The sequence below is a fragment of the Burkholderia sp. HAN2018 genome, from assembly GCF_024704855.1.
GTDB lineage: Bacteria > Pseudomonadota > Gammaproteobacteria > Burkholderiales > Burkholderiaceae > Burkholderia > Burkholderia cepacia.
The window spans coordinates 1-23,158 of the sequence record NZ_QOBB01000058.1; the positions used below are offsets into that span (position 1 = coordinate 1).

The window sequence follows — 23,158 nt, forward strand, 5'->3', positions numbered from 1 at the left end:
GAGGGCGGCGCCGTCGTCGCGCGCGGCGCTGGCCGGCCGCGCGGTGACCAGCTGCACGTAGCCGTCGAGCGAAGCACAGGCCGGCTCCGCGTGCATGTCGCGCAGGATCCGGCACGCGCGCTCGGCAACCTTCGCGGGCGTGGCGTTGGGCGCACGCACGAGCGCGGCCGCGATCGCGGCTTCGCGTGCGTCGAGGCCCGACGGTGCCTTGCCGAACAGCACCTGAGACAGCGCGGCGAGGCCGATCGTCTCGCCGCGGAACGGCACGAGGTTCAGATATGCCTCGAGCACCTGGTCCTTGCGCCAGCCGCGTTCGAGCAGCAGCGCGTTGACGGCCTGCGAGGCCTTCTGCGGCAGCGAGCGCTGGCCCGACCGGCGCGGCGAATCGCTGAGCAGCCCGGCGAGCTGCATCGTGACGGTCGATGCGCCGCGCGTGCGTTCGTTCCACAGGTTGCCCCACGCGGCGCCGGCGATGCCGCGCCAGTCGACGCCGCTGTGTTCGTAAAAGCGCTTGTCTTCCGACACGACGATCGCCTCGCGAAACGCGGGCGACACGTCCGCGAGCGACACCCAGTCGCCGCGCCGTTCGGTGAGGTCGACGCGCGTGCGCTGCAGCGGCGTGCCGTCGCGCGCGAGCAGCACCCAGTCGGAGCTGCGCCAGTTGCGGCGCACTTCGTCGTAGCCCGGCAGCGCATGCGCGACGAGCGGCGCGGCCAGCACGACGGCGACGAATACGCGGCCGGCGAAACGCGCCGGCCGCGGCAATACCTGATCGATCATCGCGTACTCGTTACTTGCCCGCTTCGGCCGGCTTCACGGTCATCGGCGGGTTCGGCCACAGGCCGTACACGGACGGCGCGTACAGCGCCTCGACGCGCGTCGGCGGCAGCCCGAACGTGCCGACGTTGTTCAGCCGCACCGTGTACTCGACCGAGAATTTGCCCTTCGGCAGATAGTCGTAGTACGCACGGTAGCCGTCGAAGTCGCGCTCGATGAACGCCGGCCAGGCGCCGTCCGGCGTCTTCTCGCCCTGCGTCGCGGCTTCGGAGTCGCGGCCGAGGCCCGAACCGAGGATCGTCGAACCGGCCGGAACCGGATCGTTGACGACGACCCACGTCATGTCGCTCTGCGCGTCGATGTCGAGATGCACGCGCACGACGTCGCCGCGCGTCAGCACGCCCTTGACGGCGGGCGACACGGGCGTGACGGTCTTCGTGATCCGGTAGCCGGCCGCGAACGGCGAACGCAGCGGCACGGCCGCGAGGCTTTCGATCGTGGCCCACGGGCGGCCGGTGCCGTCTTGCGTGACGGACAGCGTGGCCGGTGCCTGCGACGCGCGCGGCCACGGCAGCATCACGCTGCGGGCCGCGGCGGCGCGGGTGGCCGGGGTGGCTTGCGTGGTCGATGCAGCCGGGTCGGCGGGCGCGGGTGCCGGCGCCTGCGACCACGAGATCGTGCGCTCGTCGCCGCCGAGCGCGACCTTCGTCGCGCCGGCAACCGGCGTGCTCTCGTAGGTGCGCGAGAAGCGCTCGACCGCGAGCAGGCCGAGCGCGTTCGACGTGGTCGTCTGCCATGCGCCCTGGCGTTGCAGGGCGAGCAGGCCGGCCGTCACGCGCGGCATCTCGTCCTTCCACGCCGGATCGCCGGCGAATTCCAGCGCGAGGCGGGCCGCGTTGGTCTCGTTGCTGGTCATCAGCCACCACAGGTCGTCGTCGCGCGCGGTCGAGAACACGAGCTGCGTGCCCTGGTACGTGAGGCGTGCCCGCAGGATCTGCTCGACCTGCGCGCGTTTCTCGTCGCGTTGCGGGATGTCCTTCACGCGCGTGAGGATCGCGTGATAGTCGATCACCGCCGACGTCGGCCACTGGTTCGGCGCGATCTCGATCGAGCCGAGCATGCGGCCCTGCGCGGCGCCGTAGCGCGACAGCGCTTCGATCGCGGCGAGCTTGCGGAGGTCGCGATCCTGGCGCGGCGCCCACGTGTTGCGCTCGAGGCGGCCGTCGACGAAGCGCGCGAGCCCGGCTTCGAGCTGCGTGCGAAGGTCTTCCGGCAGCGCGAAGCGCGGGTCGAGACGGCTCGCCTCGTCGGACACCACGAGCAGGTACGACGACAGCGTCGCGCTGCCGGCGTGCGAATCGTCGGACGACGGCGGGAAGTAGCTCGCGAGCCCGTCGCTGTCGAGATAGACGGGCATGCGGGCGATCAGCGCCTGCCATTGCGCGGGATCGCGCAGGCCGATCGCGCGCGACGTCTGCTGTTCGAGGCAGCGGTACGGATAGCGCTCGAACCAGCGCTTCACGCCGGGCAGTCCGTCGGCGAGCTTCGACTGCAGCGACACGGCGATGCCGCCGCGCGGCAAGCCTTGCGCGTTGTTCGCGGCGCCGGCCGGGGAGGCCACCGGCACCGTCAGCGTGCCGTCGACCTGCGCGAGCGTCGCCTGCTGTACCGTGACCGGCAGCGCGGGCACGACCTTCTGTGCGACCGCCAGCGCGTCGGACGCGCGCTTGCCGCCTTGTTCGGCCGCTTCGATGCGCCAGTTCAGCGCACCGGCCGCGTCGAGCGCCTGCTCGGGCACGGTGATCGTCCATGCGACTTCGGTTGCCGTATTGGCCGCCAGCGACACGGTTTGCGGTGCGACATCGAGGCCCGTCACGCGCGGCGTCACGACGACCTGCATCGCGCGGTCGGTCGTGTTGCGCAGCGTGACTTGCGCGCGGAACGCATCGCCTTCGCGCACGAGCGGCGGCAGGCCGGAGATCAGCTGCAGATCCTGCGTACTGCGGATCGACGTGCTGCCGGTGCCGAAGCGGTCGGGGCCGACCGCCGCGATCGCGACGATCCGGAAGCGCGTGAGCGCGTCGTTCAGCGGCACCTCGACGGTCGCGCTGCCGTTGGCGTCCAGCGTCACGCGCGGATTCCACAGCAGCAGCGTGTCGAACAGCTCGCGCGTCGGCGCACTGCCGCCGCCGCCGCCGGCCGGCACGGCCTTGCGGCCGAAGTGGCGGCGGCCGACGATTTCCATCTGCGCGGTGGCCGTCTCGACGCCGTACGCGCGTCGCCGCAGCATCGCGTCGAGCAGGTCCCAGCTGTTGTTCGGCATCAGTTCGAGCAGCGCCTCGTCGACGGCCGCGACCGCGATCTGCGTGCCGGCCGGCGCGGGCTGGCCGTTCGGCAGCGTGACCTTCACGTGCGCCTGCGCCTTGCTGCGCACGGTGTAGCGCGTCGCGTCGGTCGTCACGGTCACGCCGAGACGGTGCACGCCGGTGCCGACCTTGATCTCGCCGAGGCCATAGCGGAACGCGGGTTTCGACAGGTCGACGAACGCGGTCGGCGCTTCATAGTGACGGCCCTCGCGCCAGAATGCGCGTGCCCATTCGACCGGTGCCTTCCAGCCCCACGTGAAGAACGAGTACCACGGCACCTCGCGAATCCGGCCGCGCAGCGCGAGCACCGACACATAGACGTTCGGCCCCCACGTGTCGCCGACCTTCAGGTCGACCGTCGGGTTCTTGCCGTTCAGTTCGACGATGTGCGTTTCCATCACGCCGCCGCGCTCGACCGCCACCAGCGCGGTCGCGTAGCGGAACGGCATGCGCACCTGGAAGCGGGCGGTTTCGCCCGGTTCGTACGAGGTTTTCTCGGGGATCACGTCGATCCGGTCGGTGTTGTCGCCGCCGAACCAGAGTTCGTCTTCGCGCGTGACCCATACCGAGGTCGACGCGTTCGACGTGCGGCCGTCGCCGTCCTTGGCCACCGCAATCAGCTGCACGTTGCCGGCCTGTTCGAGCGTCGCGTCGCAGGCCATGCGGCCCTTGTCGTCGGTCTTGCCCGAGCACAGCACGCCGAGGTCGCGGGTGTCGCTCTTGTTGTCGTACGCATAGAAGCCGCCGACCATCCGCTTGCGCGACGACGTCGTGATGCGCGCGACGCCCTTGATCTCGATCGGCACGGACGCGCGCGGCTTGCCTTGCAGGTCGACCGCCAGCGCCTGCACGGGCACGCGCTGGCCGACCGAGACCCAGCGGCCCGCCTTGATGCCGGCCACCACCGCGGCCGGCCACAGGATCGTGTCGCCGCGAATCGTCTGCACTTCGCCGTTCGGGTCCGCGAACGTCGCTTCGAGCGCGATGCGCTTCGGTGCGTCGACGTCGGGCAGGCCCTTCAGCGTGACCGAGCCCGCACCGTTGCGGTCGAGCGTCAGCGGCAGCTTGTCGGCGATCAGCTTCGTCGCGTCGGGATCGTTGTTCGACGACGACGCGTTGTCGCCGTCCTGCGAATCGTCGTCGGCATTGCCGTCGCTCGTGTCGGGGCGATACGGCGTGAAGCTGAAATCCTCGAAGCGATCGGCGAACGGCGGCGATGCCCACTTCATCAGCGCCGACACCTGCACGGGCAGGTTCGATGCGCCACCGCCCGACACGTAGTCGATCTGCACCGCGAGCGGCGCTTCCTTCACGGCGACGAGCGGGCTTTTCTGCGCGTCGCGCGCGCCGATCGATCCCTTCAGCACCGGCAGGCGGAACGCCTCGACGCGGAAGCTGCCGCTGTAGTAGGTAGACGTGGGCGAGTCTTCCGGGCCACCTTCGAGCTCGACGCTGTATTCACCGAGCTTCGCGGCGGCCGGCAGCGTGAACTGCGAGTCCGCGCTGTGATCGGCCGCCCATGTGAGCGGCAGCTTGTAGGTCTGGCCCGTGCCGAGATGGCGGATCGTCACGCGGGTCGGGTATTGCGACGGGAACGCGAGGCTCTGCAGCGTCTCGGACCGGATGAAGTGCTTCATCGACACGGTTTCGCCCGCGCGCAGCAGCGTGCGGTCGAACACCGTATGCGCGCGCACGGTCCGGGCGCTGTCGGTATCGGTCGGCACGTTGAAGCGCCACGATTCGATCCCGCGGTTCCAGCCCGAGCTGACGAACGCCATGTCGGGGCCCGTCTTCGGATCGTTCACGCGGGCCGACACGAAGTAGTCGTCGAAGCGTTGCTCCGAGTCGGACGAGTTGCAAGCGCGCTTCGATTCGAACGCGCCGTCGATCTTCAGCAGCCCCTGCGCGTCGGTCGTGCCGGATGCGATTTCGTCGCCGTTGCAGTCCGACACGCGGATCTGCGCGTTCGGCACGGGCTTGCCCTTGTCGAGCGTCGTGACCCACACGAGGTTGTTTTCGCGGCCCTGTTTCAGGTGCACGCCGAGGTTGGTGACGAGCACCGTGGTGCGCACGTACATGCTCGACGGCTTCGCGAGCAGCGAGCGGCCGAGCGCGGGCGACGCGAGTTCGAGCACGTAGAAGCCGGGCTTGTCGATCGGCACGCCGACGACCTCGAACGGGCGCAGCGCCTTCGGGTCCGCCTTCGGCAGCGTCAGCGCCTGCACGCCGGGCTGGCCCTTGAGCAGGGTCAGCGAGCGCACGTCGATGCGGCGATCCTTCGGTGCGGGCGCCTTCTCGCCGGCCTCGCGCGGCACGTAGACGGGGTGCTGGCCCTTGCGTTCGAGCAGGCCGGGAATCTGGCTGTCGATCGAGCCGGCCGTCATCGACCAGTTGTCGAAGCGGTCGACGGTGCGCATCCACTGACGAATCGCGGTGTCGTCGTCGACCTTCAGGTTCGAGAACTGCGCGCCCTGGGTGTTGAGGCCGTCGATATGCAGGTCGGCCTCGACGTTGCGCAGCGTGACGGGCACGAGCGCGGGCGTATCGGGTTCGGCGAAGCGCTCGACGATCCCGAAGGTGCCCGACGAGAACTTCGCGAGCGGCGGCATCGGCGCGGTGCGCGTCGCGAGCGGGAACAGGTCGGCGTTCGACAGCGGCCGGTCGGTCACGTCGCGCAGGCCCGACGGCAATTCGACCGTCAGGCCGGCCTGCTCGGGCAGCGGCGGGTTGAACGTGACGGTGGTGACTTCCTCGCTCTTGTCGTCGGCCGCGAAGGTCGGCGACAGCGAACCGTCAGGGCCGCGCAGCTTGATCGCCTCGGCGTTCTTGCGCGAGATCGGCGCGTTGAACGACAGCGTGAGCGGGCGCAGCGGCGTGCAGGGCGCCTTCGCGTTCTCGCGTTCGCACGAGAAGCTCGCGGCGAACGGTGCGCGCACAGTGAAATCGAAGCGCCGTTCCGTTTCGTTCGGGATCCCGCTCGGGCTCGTGACGCCCTTGCCGTACACGAGCTGCATCTTCGCGCTCGCCGGCAGCGCCTGCGCGCACGACAGCGTCAGCACGCGCGCGGCATCCTTCTTCAGCCCGAAGTGATCGAGCAGCGCGTTGCGCGCATCGTCGTCGGCGGCCGTGACGGGAATGCGGTTGCCGATGCCGGCCGCTTCGCACCAGATGTTCGCGAGCGCCGAACGCGGTTCGGCCGGGCCGTTCAGCTTCAGCACGAATACCTGGTGTTCCTCGATCTCGCGCGAGCCGGGGCGGACGTTCACCGGGAACGGGCCGCCCGTCTGGAACGTGAAGCGGCGCGGGCCGCTGGCCGCATTGCCGGCGACCGAACGCAACGTGTCGTTGAGCGCGACCGAGCAGCGCACGCCGGGCGGCAGGTCGTTTTCGAAATCGTAAACCCAGGTCTTGTCGTCGAGCCAGTGACCCTGGCCGCGCGCGGCCGCGGAATCGTTGCAGGTGACGCGCGCGGGATTCGGCGCGGACGCCGAGCCGAACGCGACCATCGGTTCGTCGAACTTGACGACGCTCTGCCGGACTTCGGTGACGGTGCCTTGCGGCGAGACGCTCACCGTGCGGGCCGCGCCCGCATGCAGCGACAGTGCCGTGGCGCCGCCGAGCGCCGCGACGGCGCCAAGGCGCCAGAGCAGCCGGGTGGTGTGGTGGATGCGTTCCGTTTTGTTCTGTTTGTCGTGCTGCTTCATCGCTCGATCGCCCTCGGAGGGAAGCTTTCTGTTTGATTGCACGCGATTCTAACCGACCGACATGCGCATGCATCGTCGCGCGCAGTCAGTGTGTCGCCGGTGTACGACATGGGTGCGTCGGCCGCAACTTTGTCGCGCCGACGATACAAAAAAGCAGCGAAATGTCGATTGTCTCGGATTGCGGAACATTTAATGGACTATAAAAAGATTGTTCGATCCGATTTGTGCGCGTACATTTCAGGTCCGCGCCAATGTTTGAGAAATATCAAGCGTGGTTTTCCCGAATCCGGTGTTCGAGAGAAAAGGAAACATGCACAACGACAACACTCCCCACTCGCGTCGCACTGGCGACGCAGCCGTAACAGGCATCACTCGGCGTCAATGGCTGCAGGGCGCACTGGCGCTGACGGCGGCGGGCCTCACGGGCTCGCTGGCGTTGCGGGCCCTCGCCGACGATCCCGGCACCGCGCCGCTCGATACGTTCATGACGCTCTCCGAAGCATTGACAGGCAAGAAGGGGCTGAGCCGCGTGCTCGGCCAGCGCTTCCTGCAGGCCTTGCAGAAGGGTTCGTTCAAGACCGCCGACAGCCTGCCGCAACTCGCCGGCGCACTCGCGTCCGGTTCGCTGAATCCCGACCAGGAAACACTCGCGCTGAAGATTCTTGAAGCGTGGTATCTCGGCATCGTCGACAACGTCGTGATTACCTACGAAGAAGCATTAATGTTCAGCGTCGTGTCCGATACGCTCGTGATCCCGTCGTATTGCCCCAACAAACCCGGCTTCTGGGCCGACAAACCGATCGAGAGGCAAGCCTGATGGCCGATACCGATACGCAAAAGGCCGACGTCGTCGTCGTCGGCTCGGGTGTCGCAGGCGCGATCGTCGCGCACCAGCTCGCGATGGCGGGCAAGTCCGTGATCCTGCTGGAAGCCGGCCCGCGCATGCCGCGCTGGGAAATCGTCGAGCGCTTCCGCAACCAGGTCGACAAGACCGACTTCATGGCCCCGTACCCGTCGAGCGCGTGGGCGCCGCATCCGGAATACGGCCCGCCGAACGACTACCTGATCCTGAAGGGCGAGCACAAGTTCAACTCGCAGTACATCCGTGCTGTGGGCGGCACGACGTGGCACTGGGCCGCGTCGGCGTGGCGCTTCATCCCGAACGACTTCAAGATGAAGACCGTGTACGGTGTCGGCCGCGACTGGCCGATCCAGTACGACGACATCGAGCATTGGTACCAGCGCGCCGAGGAGGAACTCGGCGTGTGGGGCCCGGGCCCCGAGGAAGACCTGTACTCGCCGCGCAAGGAGCCGTACCCGATGCCGCCGCTGCCGTTGTCGTTCAACGAGCAGACGATCAAGAGCGCGCTCAACGGCTATGACCCGAAGTTCCACGTGGTGACCGAGCCGGTCGCGCGCAACAGCCGCCCGTACGACGGCCGGCCCACTTGTTGCGGGAACAACAACTGCATGCCGATCTGCCCGATCGGCGCGATGTACAACGGCATCGTGCACGTCGAGAAGGCCGAGCAGGCCGGCGCGAAGCTGATCGACAGCGCGGTCGTCTACAAGCTCGAGACCGGGCCGGACAAGCGCATCACCGCCGCGGTCTACAAGGACAAGACGGGTGCCGACCATCGCGTCGAAGGCAAGTACTTCGTGATTGCCGCGAACGGCATCGAGACGCCGAAGATCCTGCTGATGTCCGCGAACCGCGATTTCCCGAACGGTGTCGCGAACAGCTCGGACATGGTCGGCCGCAACCTGATGGACCACCCGGGCACCGGCGTGTCGTTCTACGCGAACGAGAAGCTGTGGCCGGGCCGCGGCCCGCAGGAGATGACGTCGCTGATCGGCTTCCGCGACGGCCCGTTCCGCGCGACCGAAGCCGCGAAGAAGATCCACCTGTCGAACATGTCGCGCATCAACCAGGAGACGCAGAAGATCTTCAAGGCCGGCAAGCTGATGAAGCCCGAGGAGCTCGACGCGCAGATCCGCGACCGTTCCGCGCGCTACGTGCAGTTCGACTGCTTCCACGAAATCCTGCCGCAGCCCGAGAACCGCATCGTGCCGAGCAAGACGGCCACCGACGCGGTCGGCATCCCGCGCCCGGAGATCACCTATGCGATCGACGACTACGTGAAGCGCGGCGCCGTCCACACGCGCGAGGTCTACGCGACGGCCGCGAAGGTGCTGGGCGGCACCGAAGTCGTCTTCAACGACGAGTTCGCGCCGAACAACCACATCACGGGCGCGACGATCATGGGCGCGGATGCACGCGACTCGGTCGTCGACAAGGACTGCCGCACGTTCGACCATCCGAACCTGTTCATCTCGAGCAGCTCGACGATGCCGACCGTCGGTACGGTGAACGTGACGCTGACGATCGCGGCGCTTGCGCTGCGGATGTCGGACACGCTGAAGAAGGAAGTCTGACCGTGCGGAAATCTACTCTCACCTTCCTCCTCGCCGGCTGCCTCGCGCTGCCGGGCCTCGCAAGCGCGGCCGATGCGGCCGATCCGGCGCTGGTCAAGCGCGGCGAATACCTCGCGGTCGCGGGCGACTGCATGGCCTGCCACACCGCGAAGGGCGGCAAGCCGTTCGCGGGCGGTCTCGGCATGCCGATCCCGATGCTCGGCAAGATCTATACGAGCAACATCACGCCCGATCCCGAGACGGGCATCGGCAACTGGTCGGCCGAGGACTTCGAGCGCGCGGTGCGCCACGGGGTGTCGAAGAACGGCGACAACCTGTATCCGGCGATGCCGTACGTGTCGTACGCGAAGATCAACGACGACGACGTGCAGGCGCTGTATGCGTACTTCATGCACGGCGTCGAGCCGGTCAAGCAGGCGCCGCCGAAGAACGAGATTCCCGCGCTGCTGAGCATGCGCTGGCCGCTGAAGATCTGGAACTGGCTGTTCCTGAAGGACGGCGCGTACGAGCCGAAACCGGCGCAGAGCGCCGAGTGGAACCGCGGCGCGTATCTCGTGCAGGGCCTCGCGCACTGCAGCACGTGCCACACGCCGCGCGGCATCGCGATGCAGGAGAAGTCGCTCGACGAGACGGGCGGCAGCTTCCTGTCGGGTTCGGTGCTGGCGGGCTGGGACGGCTACAACATCACGTCCGACCCGAACGCGGGGATCGGCGGCTGGACGCAGCAGCAGCTCGTCCAGTACCTGCGCACCGGCACCGTGCCGGGTCTCGCGCAGGCGGCCGGGCCGATGGCCGAGGCGATCGAGCACAGCTTCTCGAAGATGACCGAAGCCGACATCGGCGCGATCTCGACGTACATTCGCACGGTGCCGGCAGTTGCCAGCGGCGACGCGAAGCAGTCGCGCTCGTCGTGGGGCAAGCCGGCCGAGGACGGCCTGACGCTGCGCGGCGCCGCACTCGCGTCGTCGGGCATCGATCCGGCGCGGCTGTATCTGGGCAACTGCGCGACCTGCCACCAGATGCAGGGCAAGGGTACGCCGGACGGTTATTACCCGCCGCTGTTCCACAACTCGACGGTGGGCGCACCGAATCCGACCAACCTCGTGCAGGTGATCCTGAACGGCGTGCAGCGCAAGGCCGGCAGCGAGGACGTCGGGATGCCGGCGTTCCGCCACGAGCTGTCGGATGCGCAGATCGCCGCGCTGACGAACTACCTGACCGGGCAGTTCGGCAATCCGGCCGCGAAGGTGACCGAGCAGGACGTCGCGAAGCTGCGCTGATGCGGCGCGCGACGAAGCAGGGCGATAACTGACAAGAGGAGGAGCACAGCACATCGGGTTGTTGCCCGATGCCGGTTGTTGCAGAGCGGGACGGGCGGCGCAGGCGGCCGCCCGTCCTGGTTCATTCGCAATCCGGTGCGCCGGGCGTATTTGCGCCTTGCGCATCGCTTTCGTTGATCGACACCATGACACCGAATCAACCGTTTCTCGCGTCCCAGCGCGATGTGCTGCTGCTGCTTGCCCGGATCCTGCTCGTGATCCTGTTCGTGATGTTCGGCTGGAAGAAGATCGTCGACTTCCCCGGTACCATCGCGTTCATGGGTTCGGAAGGCGCGCCCGCGCCGATCATTTCCGCCGCGATCTCCGTCGTGATGGAGCTGTTCGTCGGGGTCGCGATCCTGGTCGGCTTCCAGACGCGCGCGCTCGCGCTGCTGCTGGCGCTCTATACGATCGGCACCGGCATCATCGGCCACCACTACTGGACGATGACGGGCGGCGAGCAGATCAACAACATGATTCATTTCTACAAGAACATCGCGATCTCCGGCGGCCTGCTGGCGCTTTGCGCGGCGGGCCCCGGACGTTTCTCGATCGATCGCGGATAAACGGACCCGGGGCGCGCGCATGGGGCGCGCGCTGGAAGGTCGAGACTCCGAGGGGGCATCATTTTGCGACTCAAACATTTCGCATGGCTGATCGCGGCCGCCACACCGGCGGCCGCTTTTGCTCAGACGAGCGTGATGCTGTACGGCCGCATCGACGGCGGCATCGAATACCTGAACCACATCGCGCAGCCGAACGGCGGCAGCGCGACCCGCTGGAGTGCCGAAGGCGGCGACTGGGGCACCAGCATGTTCGGCTTGAAGGGCTTCGAGGATCTCGGCGGCGGGCTGTCGACGGTCTTCAACCTGGAGACCGCGTTCCAGGTGATGAACGGCACGACGGGCGGCGGGCGCATGTGGTCGCGGCGCGCGTATGTCGGGCTGAAGAGCGACACGTGGGGCCAGCTGCAGGCCGGCCGAAACCTGTTCATCGACAGCGACGGGGTGTGGGAATTCGACCCGTTCGTCCAGCAGGCGTTTTCGTCGGCATCGCTCGTGCGCGGCCGCAACTGGCAGCAGACCAGCAACAACATCGAATATCACAGCCCCGTGATCGGCGGCTTCGACGTGCAGGCGCAATATGCGTTCGGCAACCAGTCGCGCGGCTTCAACTATGGAGCGGCCGACGATTTCGGCCGCTCGGACGGGATCATGATCTCGTACCACTCGCCGTTGCTCGACGTACGTGGCATCTACGATGAACTGCGCGACAACAACGGCAAGTTCAGCAACATCTTCACCGCGTCGCGCGAATATTTCGTCGGTGCGAACGTCAAGGTGTCGAAGTTCAAGATCCAGGGCGCGTATACGCACTACCAGGCGCCGGACAGCCCGGCCGGGGTGGCCGATCGCGCCGATCACTACTGGCTCGGTGCGACCTACACCGCGACGCCGCAATGGGCCGTGACGGGCGGCGGTTACTACGTGAAGGTGGGCGACGGTGGCGGCGACGCGTCGCACGATCCGTCGGGGCACGCGATGATGTACGTGCTCGGCACCACGTACAACCTGTCGAAGCGCACTTTCCTGTACGGCACGGTCGCGTATGTGCGCAACGGCGGCAACTCGAACTTCTCGCTGCTCGCGACGCCGCGCGACGCGACGTCGGGTACGAGCCCGATGACGGGCGAGTCGCAGACAGGGGCGTATGTGGGGATGATGCATACGTTCTGAGCGGCGAAGGGATACGCCTTGCACGCAACAACGCACGGGCGGTTCCCGTCCGTGCGTTGTTGCGTTGACGGTGTGACCGGTGCCGGTCAGAACGCGCATGCCTCGGTCGTGGTGAGCGTCGCGAACGGGCCCCCAAGCGTTGCGTTGTGATGCGCAATGATCCGCTCGGCCGGCAGTTCGGGCGTATCCATGCAGGTGTGCGCATCGGTCACGAGCACCGCGCGAAAACCGAGATCGCCGGCCGCACGACACGTCGTATCGACGCAGTACTGCGTCTTCATTCCAGCAATCACGATCTCGCCGATGCCGGCCGCATGCAGCCATGCGGCGAGCGGCGTGCCGGTGAAGCAGCTCGACTGCGTCTTGGCGAACACGGTATCGCGTGCGGCATCGATTGCGAGTTCAGGCAGCAGTGCGGTCAGCGGCGAGTCGGGCGCGATCGGCGAACCGGCGGGGCCGGTGTGCCGCACCGCGAATACCGGTGCACCGGCTTCATGCGCGCGGTCGATCAACCGGTTGATGTTCGCGAGCACACGTTCGCCGTCGCACGGACGCTCGGGGCCGTGATACAGGCCGACCTGCATGTCGACGACGAGCAGGGAGCGTTTCGGGGAAGAGACTTCGGGCATGGCGTTTCTCCTGAGTGACCGATACGGACGGAGAAACGACAAGACCCCGTCCGGAACCGGCGGGGCCTGTGAGGAATCGTGGCGCTACGACCTTGCGCGCACTCGCCGCACGAGCCCGCCGAAGGCGGTCGTGCGTGTCGTGGTCGAGGAGGTGGTCGTGGTGTGGCGCATGGAGCGATCATGCCCGATACGCACGCACTGCGTCAATCGCGCATCCGGCATCGCCCATCGGTCAGTCGAGCGCCTTTCCGGCTTTTTCGTCCATGCAGCGGATGGCGAGCAGCGTGAACGCACCGCAACCAATCGCATACCACGCCGGCGCATTCGGGTTGCCGGTTGCCGCGATCAGCCACGTGACGAAAAACTGCGCGAAGCCGCCGAAGATCGCGACGCCCACGCTGTACACGAGTGCGCCGCCCGTCGCACGCACCGCACGCGGGAACAGCTCGCCGAGCATCGCACCCGTCGCGCCGATGTTGATCGCGTGCACGATCGACAGCGCGGCGATGATCGACAGCAGCGATGCGGCGCCCGGCCAGCGGTTCAGCGCGATGAACGCCGGGTAGATCGCGGCCATCAGCGCGATGCGCGTCCACCAGACGATCCGGTTGCGCCCGTACACGTCGGACAGGTGGCCGCCGATCGGCGTCACGAGCATCAGGATCGCGCCCGCGACGCAGCCGGCCGTCATCGACAGCCAGGTCGGCAGATGCAACACCTGCACGCCGTAGATCGCCATGTAGAACACGATGATGTAGTGGATCGACGTGCCGCCGATCGTTACGCCGAGGCCCGCGAATACGGCCTTGCCGTGATGGCGCAGCACGTCGGCGAGCGGCAGCGATGCGACCGGCTCGTCGTGCGTGGCGGCGGGCGCGGCGGCCGGCACTTCCTCGACGGTGCGGCGCAGCCAGTAGCCGAGCGGCACGAACAGCGTGCCGATGATGAACGGGACGCGCCAGCCCCAGCTTTCGAGCTGCGCGGCATTGAGCGTCGATGTCAGCGCGACGCCGGTCAGCGCACCGGCGAGCGCGGCGAGTCCCTGGCTCGAGAACTGGAACGATGCGTAGAAACCGCGACGATGCTGCGGCGCCTGTTCGAGCAGCAGCGTGGTCGACGCGCCGACTTCGCCGCCCGACGCGAACCCTTGCAGCAGGCGCGCGAGCACGAGCAGCAGCGGGGCGGCGAGGCCGATCTGCGCGAAGGTCGGCGCGACGGCGATCGTCGCGGTGCCGAGCGCCATCAGCAGCAGCGTGAGGATCATCGCCTTCTTGCGGCCGGCGCGGTCGGCATACATGCCGATCACGAGCCCGCCGAGCGGGCGCGTGACGAAGCCGACACCGAAGCTCGCGACCGCGAGCATCAATTGCCCGAACGACGAATGCACGGGAAAGAACAGCTTGCCGATCAGGATCGCGAAGAAGCTGTAGACCGTGAAGTCGTAGAACTCGAGCGCGTTGCCGACGGCGGCGGCCGCGATCAGCCGGCGTTTCTTCGCGGCGGCGCGAGCATCGACCGGCGTGCCGGCGAGCGAAAGGGCGGACGTTTCCATGTGGGGTTCCCCCGGTTGGCGCGAAACGATGGGATGAAGGGCCGTCAGGCCGCGAGCCAGGCTTCGGCGATGCGAACCCAGTAGCTCGCGCCGATCGCGAGAATGTCGTCGTTGAAGTCGTAGCCGGGGTTGTGCACCATGCAGCCGCCCTTGCTGCCGATCCCGTTGCCGATGAATGCGTAGCAGCCGGGGCGCGCTTCGAGCATGAACGCGAAATCCTCGCTGCCCATCAGCGGCGCGGCGTCGGTTTCGACACGCTCGGCGCCGAGCATCTGGCGCGCGATGTCGGCCGCGAATGCAGTCGGCTCCGCGTGATTGACGAGCACCGGGTAGCCGTAGTCGTAGTCGACTTCCGCCGTGACGCCGAAGCTCTCCGCCTGGCCTTTCGCGAGCGCTTCGATGCGGCGCGCGAGCAGCGCGCGCACGTCGGCGTTCAGTGCGCGCACCGACAGCTTCATCACGACGGTTTCGGGAATGATGTTGAAGGTCTCGCCGGCCTGCACGCTGCCGACCGTGATCACGGCCGCATGCTGCGCATCGACCTCGCGCGCGACGATCGTCTGCAGCGCGACCATGATGCTGCCCGCGGCCGACATCGGATCGCGCGCGAAATGCGGCATCGCGCCGTGGCCGCCGACACCGCGCAGCGTGATCGTCACACGGTCGGCTGACGCCATCGCGGCGCCGGTGCGGAAGGCCATGTCGCCGGCCGCGCGGCCCGGCATGTTGTGGATCGCGAAGATCGCGTCGCACGGGAAACGGTCGAACAGGCCGTCGTCCATCATCGCCTTCGCGCCGCCGAAGTTTTCCTCGGCCGGCTGGAAGATCAGGTTCAGCGTGCCGGAGAACTGGCGCGTCGCCGCGAGGTGGCGCGCCGCGCACAGCAGCATCGCGGTGTGGCCGTCGTGGCCGCACGCATGCATCTTGTTCGCATGGCGGCTCGCGTACGGCAGGCCGGTGGCTTCCGCGAGCGGCAGTGCATCCATGTCGGCACGCAGCCCGACCGTGCGTGTGCCTTGCCCTTCGCGCAGCACGCCGACCACGCCCGTCTTGCCGATGCCGCGATGCACGTCGTAACCCCAGCCGGCGAGCAGCTCGGCGACGAGGTCGCTCGTGAGCGTTTCCTCGAATGCGAGTTCGGGGTGAGCGTGGATGCGACGACGCACCTCGACCAGCTCGGGCGCGATCGCGGCGATACCGGGGATGACGGGGTTCACGGCTTGCAGCATGGTCTCTCCTGTGGGGCGGCTGGGGCGTTTGACGCACATATGACGAGCAAGCATATAAATTTCTTTTGCGTACCAGAAGCTGATAAATTGCTTTGGTGCTCACCACCGGTTGCCGCTCGGGAATACCCTGAGCCGGTGTGTGCCGTGCAGCACAGGGTTTCCACGGATCACGCGTCGCCGCCATGAAATACCATCAGCTGAAAGCGTTCGTCACCGTCGCGGAAGAGGGGAGCATTCGCGCGGCCGCGCGGCGCCTGAACGTGTCGCCGGCGGCACTGACGAAGGCGGTCAAGGAGCTGGAGATCGCGCTCGGCGTATCGCTCGTCGTACGCACCGCGCGCGGTGTTCAGCTCACCGCGTTCGGCCAGCAGTTGCAGGTGCGCGCGCGGCTGATCGTCGCCGAAATGCAGCGCGCCCGCGATGACATCGAGCAGGCGCAAGGGGCGATGACGGGCTCCGTCGCGGCGGCGGTCACGCCGGCCGCCGCGGTGACGATCCTGCCCGATGCGTTTCGCGCGTTCCGGCGGCGTTTTCCGGTGGCGCGCGTCAGTATCGTCGAAGGGTTTCCGGGCGTCGCGCTGCCGCGGCTGCACGACGGCTCGCTCGATTTCGCGGTGGCCGTCGTCGTGCCCGAACTGCTGGCCGCCGAGTTCGATCACGCCGAACTGTATTCGAGCCGTTCGCTGATCGTCGCGCGCAAGGGGCATCCGCTCGCATCGGCCACGTCGCTCGCCGATCTCGTCGAAGCCGACTGGCTGATGAATCCGTCGCCCGAAAGCTCGACGCAGGTGCTCTTCAATTCGTTCGTCGCCTACGGGTTGCCGGTGCCGGCGCGCGTCGTCGAATGCCCGAGCTTCGGGCTCGCGCGCAGCCTGATGATGGGCTGCGACCTGATTGCCTCGATGCCCGAGCAGCTGCTGCAGGGCGAGTGGGCGCGCGACCAGTTCGCGGTCCTGCCGATCCGCGAGCGGTTGCCGGCCGTATCGGTGCAGGTCATCACGCGTCGCGACAGCCCGCTGACGCCGGCAGCGGCGATGCTGCTCGATTGCCTGCGCGATTCCGCGAGGCGCAAGGGGCTGATGTGAACCTGCGCCCGTGGGCAGCGACCGTCGTTGCGTCGTTATCCTGACGATCGGGCGTGCGGCGTTGCCGTTGCCCGGCGGGCACGTGGCTTGCGCAGCGGGCACGTCATTGCGGCGTCTGCCGCGCGAGCCGGTATCATAGCGGCCGGCCCGCCGCTCCGGCCGGCCTCCAACCACATCGCCATCCGGCATCCAGCAATCAGAGGCATTTCATGACCAGTGCAACCCAATTCGACAACGTATCGGTCGTCAAGCGCGCGAACGTCTATTTCGACGGCAAGTGCGTGTCGCATACCGTGCTCTTCCCGGACGGCACGCGCAAGACGCTCGGCGTGATCCTGCCGTGCGCGCTCAACTTCGGCACCGATGCGCCCGAATTGATGGAAGTGCAGGCCGGCAAGTGCCGCGTGAAGCTCGACGGCAGCAGCGAATGGCAGACCTACGGCGCCGGCGAATCGTTCTCGGTGCCGGGCAAGAGCCGTTTCGACATCGAAGTGCTCGAGACGCTCGATTACGTCTGCAGCTACCTGTAAGACGCGCGCAGCAAAAGAAAAGCCCCGCCGAAGCGGGGCTCGTCACAAGCGGATGGCGCGAGGCCATCCGGAGCGCCTGTTCTCTTACAGGCAGGCGTTGATGTCGCCGGCCGACGATGCGTCTCCGCCGCGGAAACCGACCCACGTCTTTGCATTCGCGGCGTTGGCCGGGCGCACGACGGCCGCGGCGCCGTTCGGCGGCTGCTGGCCCGGCGCATACACGGCCATGGCGAGGCCGTTCGCGAGTTCATACTGCGACGTCACTTGTTGCTGCGACTTGTCGGCCCAGGTCTTGGCGATGCATTGCGCGACCTGGTCGGCGGGCTTCTGGCTTTGTCCCACGTTTTGGAGGGCAGAATCGGCTGCATGAGCAGAAAATGCCACGGTCAATGCGATGAGCGGTAAGTATTTCGCGTTCACGTTATCTCCCTCGAGTCGTGATTGATTGAGTGGGATGCGCAGCAGGACTGCGTGCAAGTGAGATCGCATCGAACAAGCACGGTTCCGGCTATTCCGAAACAAGTTGTTAACGCGCTTGCCAAATGGCGACTCCGATGCTGTGCACTTTGCTGCGGCACGGCATGCATCGTGTGCGGTTCGACGTCATGCGCGGCGTGGTCGGCGCGCTGCCCGGTCGTGTGGTGAAGTGATGGTCGCGGCGAGCGGCATGCATGTGCATGCCGTGCCGCAACTCTTTATTTGATCGCGCAGTGGAATGGCTGATTGATGGCCCCGTCGCATGGGCACCATGATGACAAACTTTCGGCCGTCGAATTGTTAACCAACTTTAAACAGGGAAAGCGACGGAATGCGAGGCGGCACGCGACGGGCGTGCCGCGTCGTGCGCAGAGGTGACGAGAGCGGGGCGTGCGCGGCGAGGGTGCCGCGCGGCACGGTGGGTCAGCCGGCCTTGCGCGTGCCGATGTCGCGCAGGTTGGCCGGGACGATCGGGCGGAAGCGCTCGCGTTTCTGTTCGTCGTCGAAGTGCTGCAACGCGGGCTTGATGAGGTCGCTGCGCGATACGATGCCCGTGATGCGCATCGATTGCTCGTCGGCGACGACGGGCAGGCGCTCGAGCCCGAGCGTCGCGAGTCGCGATGCGACGACGCGGCACGTTTCGTGCGCTCGGGCAACCGCCGGCGCACGATTGGCGAACGCGCGCGCGATCGGCGTGTCGGGTGCAGCCTGTGCGCGCTGCGCATCGAGCGTCGCGCGATCGACGAGACCGAGCAGGCGCCCGTTCTGCACGACCGGGTACGCGCGGTGCGTCTGCTTCGCGCCGAAGTACTGTGACTCGACGGCATCGAGCGTCGCCGCGCCGTCGATCGTGACGAGCAGGTCGGCGGACGTCATCACTTCGCCGATGTCGTGCCGCTCGAGCGGATCGACGCCGTATTCGCGATAGATGTGATAGCCGCGGCGTGCGATCTTTTCCGTCATGATCGAGCGTTTCATCACGATGGTCGCGAAGCCGTGCGCGACGAGCGTCGCCGCGAGCAGCGGCAGCAGCGCGTTCGCGTCATGCGTGAGGCCGAACGCGAACACGATTGCGGTGAGCGGGGCGCCGAGCGTTGCGCCGAGGGTCGCGGCCATGCACACGAGCGGCCACAGTGTCGGGTCGCCGCCCGGCAGCATCGGCGACAGCACGGTGCCGAGGCCGGCGCCGAGCATCAGCAGCGGAGCGAGCACGCCGCCCGACGTGCCCGAGCCGAGCGCGATCACCCACGTCACGGCTTTCACGATCAGCAGCGCGAGCGCGATCTTCAAGGCGATGTGCTGGTGCAGCAGGTCGCCGATCACGTCGTAGCCCACGCCGAGCGCGCGCGGCTCGAGCCAGCCGCCGATGCCGATCACGATCGCGCCGAGCGCGGGCCACCACATCCAGTGCACCGGCAGCTTCGCGAAGGTGTCCTCGACGCGGTACAGCGCGGCCGACAGCCCGCATGCGAGCAAGCCCGACAGCAGGCCCGCGACGATGCACGACAGCAGCGCGACGGGCGTCGGCGCGGCCGTCGTCAGCGGAAACAGCGGATCGACGCCGAAGAACACGGCCCGGGCGAAACCCGCCACCGCGCATGCCAGTGCGACCGGCAGGAAACTGCGCGGACGCCATTCGAACAGCAGCAGTTCGACCGCGAGCAGCACGGCGGCGACCGGCGTGCCGAACACGGCCGTCATGCCGGCGGCCGCACCGGCGACGAGCAGCGTCTTGCGCTCGGCGGCAGTGACGTGCACGCACTGCGCGATCAGCGAACCGAGCGCGCCGCCCGTCATGATGATCGGGCCTTCGGCGCCGAACGGGCCCCCGCTGCCGATCACGACGCCGGACGACAGCGGCTTGAGGATCGCGACCTTCGGCGACATGCGGCTCTTGCCGAACAGGATCGCCTCGATCGCTTCAGGAATGCCGTGGCCGCGGATCTTTTCCGAACCGAAGCGCGCCATCAACCCCACGATCAGCCCGCCGATCACCGGCACCACGATCACCCACGCGCCGAGCGTGTTGTTCGCGGGCGAGCGGTCGACGAACGAGAACTGCTGGAAGAAGAACAGGTTCGTGAACAGATGGATCAGGCTCAACAGCACGAACGCGGCAAGCGTGCCGAGCAGGCCGATCCCGGCGGCAAGCAACGCGATCCCGGGCAGGCGTTCGTTGGTCGAGAAATCGCGTTTGTGTGGGGCGTTCATCGGCGTGGAAAAAGCATGGGTCAGTAATCGATCTGCGGAACCTGGAACGCGTCCTTGAGCGACTTCAGCTCGGCGCGATGCATGGCCGCGAGGCGGGCGAGCAGCGTCTCGCCGGCCGGCTCGAGATGAACCTCGACCTGCCGGCGATCCGCTTCGCTCGTCTTGCGCTTCACGAGGCCGAGCGCTTCGCAGCGCGTGACCAGCGCGACGACTCCGTGATGCTGCGCCTGCAGGCGTTCCGCGAGTTCGCCGATGGTCGCCCATTCGCGATGCGGGTAGCCCTTGATGTGCAGCAACAGCAGGTATTGCAGCGGCGTCACGCCCTCGCTTTGCGCGGCGCGCTCGGAGAAGCGCTCGAAGCGGCGCATCTGGTAGCGGAACTCGGACAGTTGCTGGAAATCGCTTTTCGTCAGCGCGCGTCGGGTATCGTTCATCGGGGGCGGTCGATCAGTCGGTTACGGTAGCGTGAAATATATCACAACATGATATAAATGGCCGAATTCGCGCGAATAGGTTGCACGCCTCGTTGCGCCGGCCGCTACATGGCGTTACGAGCGCGGCATACGTCAGGCAGCCTCGAGCATTTGCGTCTGCCGATAAAGGCCCGTGACGAGATCCGTCTGGGTAATGATCCCGACGAGCCGGTGCGATTCATCGACGACCGGAATGTGGTGGTGGCCCGAATGCGTCAACAGCGGGACGAGCGCGGTGATCGGTATCGTTTCCGGCACGCACGCGACGTCGCGCGTCATCACGGAGGCGACGCTCGCCGGCTGGCCGCCGAACGATTGCGGCAGCCGCGCGGACAGGCGTTGCCACCACGGGGTCGGGCGGCGCAGCGGGCGCGTGAGGTCGGCGCGCGTGACGATGCCGGTCAGGCGGCCTTCGCCGTCGACGACGGGCAGCGCCTTCACGCGATGGCGGTCGAGCAGCGTGAGCGCGGCCATTACCGATGTCGACGGCGCGACTTCGATCGCATCCTTCGTCATCAGGTCGGCGCACGAGAGCTGGCCGAACGTGCGTGTGTAGGCCTGCATCTCGGTTTCGCGCAGCAGCGCTTCCAGGTCGTCCGGATCGACGTCGAGCCATTCGCTGCGGCGCTTGAGCACCGCGTCGAGGTCGCCGCGTGTGAAGCGGCCGCGCGCCGGTGCGGCGGCGCCCGCCTGCGGTTTCGCTTCGGGGCGCACGCCGCCGTGCGGGTAGCGGTGCCCGGTCAGCGTGTGATAGGCGAGTGCGGCGGACAGCAGGATGGCCGATTGCAGCGCGATCGGCTCCAGCACGAAGCTGAACCCGAGCGAATGGATCGCGGGGCCGCCGACCACGGCCGTGAGCGCGACGGCGCCCGACGGCGGGTGCACGCAGCGCAGCGCGAACATGCCGCCGATCGCGCACGCGATCGCGACCGCGGCGGCCGTGATCGGATCGGCGATCCATTGTGCGCAGGCGACACCGACCGTCGCCGCGACGAGATTGCCGCCGATGATCGACCACGGCTGCGCGAGCGGACTCGCCGGCACCGCGAACAGCAGCACGGCCGATGCGCCCATCGGCGCGACGAGCAGCGGCACGAGGCCCGGTACGTCAGACAGCACGCGCATGGTCACGCCGACGGTCGCGATGCCGACGAGCGCGCCCGTGCACGAACGCAGGCGCTCGCGCCAGCCCAGCGACATCGGCTGGGGAATGAAGCTGTGCAGCCATTGCCGCAACGTGCGGCGCGACGAAGGGGAGCCTGACGACATGGACGGTAAGCGGTAAAGATGACAGCGCGGGCGCGCGCGGCGACGAGCCGCGAATTATATCGTGTTGTGATATAAATTGTCCGCGCCGCATCAAGGCGGTGCATGTGCGTGACACGCATGTCTTGCAAAAACCTTTCATCCGATGAAAGTTTATGGTCGTGGCAATAGCGCAAATTTGTCTGTAGCGGCGTACAATTCGGGCCACTGAATCCCCCCTTCATGCCAGAACCACGTACGCGATGCCCGCTCTCCCGCCTTTCTCCCGGCACGGTGATCGATTCGACGTGGTTCGCGGCTGCGTTCCGTTCCCCACCTGACGCGAGCGCTGCCGACGCCTCCCCACTGACTCTCCCCAAGCTAATTCAATGGACATGCTCGAAAACATGCGCCTGTTCGTGCGCGTTGTCGAAGCCGGCAGTTTTACTGCGGTCGCGAAGGAAATCGACGCGACCACCGCGCAGGTGTCGCGCGCGGTTTCGAACCTCGAAGCGCACGTACAGACGCGCCTGCTGCATCGCACGACGCGCCACCTCGGCCTCACCGAAAGCGGCGAACGCTATTTCGAGCGCGCGAAATCGATCCTCGCGGAAATCGACTACGCGAACGCGGAGGCGCGCAACGCACTGCTGCGGCCGAGCGGCAAGATGCGCATCCACGCGATGACGGGGCTCGGGCAGAGTCATGTCGTGTCGTCGATCGTCCGCTACCAGGAGGACAACCCCGACGTGTCGGTCGAGCTGACGCTCGCGCAGCGGATGCCGAATCTCGTCGAGGAGGGCTATGACGTATCGATCGTGACGGCGTCGCAACTGCCCGATTCGGGCTACGTCGCGCAGACCTGCGGCACGAGCTGCAGCGTGCTCGTCGCGTCGCGCGAATACCTGGCGCGCCACGGCACGCCGCAGACGCCCGACGAATTGCCGAACCACGTGTGCCTGCGCCTCGACACGCCCGCATCGCCGGCCGGCGAATGGCGGCTCGAGCGCAGCGATGGCGAGGAGGCCATCTACGAGCTGCAGCCCGCGCCGTTCCAGGTCAACGTGCCGGACGCGCTGTGTGTCGCGGTGCGCGCCGGGCGAGGGATCGCGTGCGTCGCGCTGTATACGGTGCTCGACGACATCCGCGAAGGGCGGCTGATCCGCGTGCTGCCCGAGTATCGGCTGCAGACGGTGAGCGTGTATGCCGTCTACGCGACGCGTCGTTATCTCGATGCGAAGATCCGCACGTTCCTCGACCACCTGCGCACGACGCTCACGCCCGCGCTGGAGGACGACCTGCGCGAACTCGACCGGCTGACCACCGAACAGTCGCCCGGCGGCCGCAAGCGCGCTTGACGTCCTGCGAGGCCTGGGCTGCGGATCGGGT

At 67.5% G+C, this 23,158-nt stretch carries 17 protein-coding genes; 8 read left to right on the forward strand and 9 right to left on the reverse strand.

The annotated features are described in order from the left end of the window. Together DPV74_RS17025 and DPV74_RS17030 are read right to left on the reverse strand one after the other, a co-directional pair. On the reverse strand, positions 1-780 hold a 780-nt coding region (locus DPV74_RS17025), incomplete at its 3' end, for a biosynthetic peptidoglycan transglycosylase (protein WP_162923061.1). A 10-nt stretch (positions 781-790) separates the two neighbouring features. Continuing rightward, positions 791-6,847 (reverse strand): alpha-2-macroglobulin, encoded by a 6,057-nt coding sequence (locus DPV74_RS17030; RefSeq protein WP_119337612.1) that lies wholly within the window; start codon positions 6,845-6,847, stop codon positions 791-793. 310 nt (positions 6,848-7,157) lie between these two features. Here DPV74_RS17030 and DPV74_RS17035 point away from each other — a divergent pair, with 310 nt between their 5' ends. From DPV74_RS17035 to DPV74_RS17055, 5 genes are all read left to right on the forward strand, one after another. Next, a complete protein-coding gene (locus DPV74_RS17035; protein WP_027791852.1) occupies positions 7,158-7,664 on the forward strand; it encodes a sugar dehydrogenase complex small subunit in 507 nt (168 codons plus the stop codon). Beyond that, positions 7,664-9,283 (forward strand): GMC family oxidoreductase, encoded by a 1,620-nt coding sequence (locus DPV74_RS17040; protein WP_027791851.1) that lies wholly within the window; start codon positions 7,664-7,666, stop codon positions 9,281-9,283. Before DPV74_RS17035 ends, DPV74_RS17040 begins: the two co-directional genes overlap by 1 nt. A 2-nt stretch (positions 9,284-9,285) precedes the next feature. Continuing rightward, positions 9,286-10,563, forward strand: coding sequence for a cytochrome c (locus DPV74_RS17045; protein ID WP_059697397.1), 1,278 nt, complete (start codon positions 9,286-9,288; stop codon positions 10,561-10,563). Between the two features lie 185 nt (positions 10,564-10,748). Further along, positions 10,749-11,168, forward strand: a complete 420-nt coding sequence (locus tag DPV74_RS17050; protein WP_027791849.1) for a DoxX family protein — start codon at positions 10,749-10,751, stop codon at positions 11,166-11,168. 63 nt (positions 11,169-11,231) lie between these two features. After that, entirely contained in the window at positions 11,232-12,338 is a 1,107-nt protein-coding gene (locus tag DPV74_RS17055) for a porin (RefSeq protein ID WP_059622741.1), read from the forward strand. A gap of 86 nt (positions 12,339-12,424) precedes the next feature. Here DPV74_RS17055 and DPV74_RS17060 read toward each other — a convergent pair whose 3' ends face one another. From DPV74_RS17060 to DPV74_RS17070, 3 genes are all read right to left on the reverse strand, one after another. Then, a complete protein-coding gene (locus tag DPV74_RS17060) occupies positions 12,425-12,967 on the reverse strand; it encodes a cysteine hydrolase family protein (protein WP_119337613.1) in 543 nt (180 codons plus the stop codon). A gap of 232 nt (positions 12,968-13,199) precedes the next feature. Beyond that, positions 13,200-14,519 (reverse strand): MFS transporter, encoded by a 1,320-nt coding sequence (locus tag DPV74_RS17065; protein ID WP_059697395.1) that lies wholly within the window; start codon positions 14,517-14,519, stop codon positions 13,200-13,202. A gap of 44 nt (positions 14,520-14,563) precedes the next feature. Further along, positions 14,564-15,748 (reverse strand): M20 aminoacylase family protein, encoded by a 1,185-nt coding sequence (locus DPV74_RS17070; protein ID WP_060371864.1) that lies wholly within the window; start codon positions 15,746-15,748, stop codon positions 14,564-14,566. A 182-nt stretch (positions 15,749-15,930) separates the two neighbouring features. Between DPV74_RS17070 and DPV74_RS17075 the strand changes: the two genes are divergently transcribed. Then, positions 15,931-16,833, forward strand: a complete 903-nt coding sequence (locus DPV74_RS17075; RefSeq protein ID WP_059697393.1) for a LysR substrate-binding domain-containing protein — start codon at positions 15,931-15,933, stop codon at positions 16,831-16,833. Between the two features lie 209 nt (positions 16,834-17,042). Further along, positions 17,043-17,363, forward strand: coding sequence for a pyrimidine/purine nucleoside phosphorylase (locus DPV74_RS17080; protein WP_006478890.1), 321 nt, complete (start codon positions 17,043-17,045; stop codon positions 17,361-17,363). Between the two features lie 84 nt (positions 17,364-17,447). Here DPV74_RS17080 and DPV74_RS17085 read toward each other — a convergent pair whose 3' ends face one another. The 4 genes from DPV74_RS17085 to DPV74_RS17100 form a co-directional block, all read right to left on the reverse strand. Further along, a complete protein-coding gene (locus DPV74_RS17085) occupies positions 17,448-17,783 on the reverse strand; it encodes a hypothetical protein (protein ID WP_021162025.1) in 336 nt (111 codons plus the stop codon). 480 nt (positions 17,784-18,263) lie between these two features. Further along, positions 18,264-20,051: a chloride channel protein gene (locus DPV74_RS17090; protein WP_119337614.1), complete on the reverse strand. Its 1,788-nt coding sequence runs from the start codon at positions 20,049-20,051 to the stop codon at positions 18,264-18,266. Positions 20,052-20,071: 20 nt separating this feature from the next. Continuing rightward, entirely contained in the window at positions 20,072-20,485 is a 414-nt protein-coding gene (locus DPV74_RS17095) for a MarR family winged helix-turn-helix transcriptional regulator (RefSeq protein ID WP_027791842.1), read from the reverse strand. Between the two features lie 132 nt (positions 20,486-20,617). Then, a complete protein-coding gene (locus DPV74_RS17100) occupies positions 20,618-21,793 on the reverse strand; it encodes an HPP family protein (RefSeq protein ID WP_119337615.1) in 1,176 nt (391 codons plus the stop codon). A gap of 365 nt (positions 21,794-22,158) precedes the next feature. Here DPV74_RS17100 and DPV74_RS17105 point away from each other — a divergent pair, with 365 nt between their 5' ends. Then, positions 22,159-23,127, forward strand: a complete 969-nt coding sequence (locus DPV74_RS17105; RefSeq protein WP_027791840.1) for a LysR family transcriptional regulator — start codon at positions 22,159-22,161, stop codon at positions 23,125-23,127. The last annotated feature ends 31 nt before the right edge of the window (positions 23,128-23,158 follow it).

What these genes read in the sequence shown, in the direction of transcription:
- DPV74_RS17050 (WP_027791849.1), top strand. Translation starts at nt 10,749, where the DNA reads ATGACACCGAATCAACCGTTTCTCGCGTCCCAGCGCGATGTGCTGCTG.
- DPV74_RS17075 (WP_059697393.1), top strand. Translation starts at nt 15,931, where the DNA reads ATGAAATACCATCAGCTGAAAGCGTTCGTCACCGTCGCGGAAGAGGGG.
- DPV74_RS17040 (WP_027791851.1), top strand. Translation starts at nt 7,664, where the DNA reads ATGGCCGATACCGATACGCAAAAGGCCGACGTCGTCGTCGTCGGCTCG.
- DPV74_RS17090 (WP_119337614.1), bottom strand. Translation starts at nt 20,051, where the DNA reads ATGAACGCCCCACACAAACGCGATTTCTCGACCAACGAACGCCTGCCC.
- DPV74_RS17035 (WP_027791852.1), top strand. Translation starts at nt 7,158, where the DNA reads ATGCACAACGACAACACTCCCCACTCGCGTCGCACTGGCGACGCAGCC.
- DPV74_RS17080 (WP_006478890.1), top strand. Translation starts at nt 17,043, where the DNA reads ATGACCAGTGCAACCCAATTCGACAACGTATCGGTCGTCAAGCGCGCG.
- DPV74_RS17105 (WP_027791840.1), top strand. Translation starts at nt 22,159, where the DNA reads ATGGACATGCTCGAAAACATGCGCCTGTTCGTGCGCGTTGTCGAAGCC.
- DPV74_RS17100 (WP_119337615.1), bottom strand. Translation starts at nt 21,793, where the DNA reads ATGTCGTCAGGCTCCCCTTCGTCGCGCCGCACGTTGCGGCAATGGCTG.
- DPV74_RS17070 (WP_060371864.1), bottom strand. Translation starts at nt 15,748, where the DNA reads ATGCTGCAAGCCGTGAACCCCGTCATCCCCGGTATCGCCGCGATCGCG.
- DPV74_RS17060 (WP_119337613.1), bottom strand. Translation starts at nt 12,967, where the DNA reads ATGCCCGAAGTCTCTTCCCCGAAACGCTCCCTGCTCGTCGTCGACATG.
- DPV74_RS17065 (WP_059697395.1), bottom strand. Translation starts at nt 14,519, where the DNA reads ATGGAAACGTCCGCCCTTTCGCTCGCCGGCACGCCGGTCGATGCTCGC.
- DPV74_RS17030 (WP_119337612.1), bottom strand. Translation starts at nt 6,847, where the DNA reads ATGAAGCAGCACGACAAACAGAACAAAACGGAACGCATCCACCACACC.
- DPV74_RS17095 (WP_027791842.1), bottom strand. Translation starts at nt 20,485, where the DNA reads ATGAACGATACCCGACGCGCGCTGACGAAAAGCGATTTCCAGCAACTG.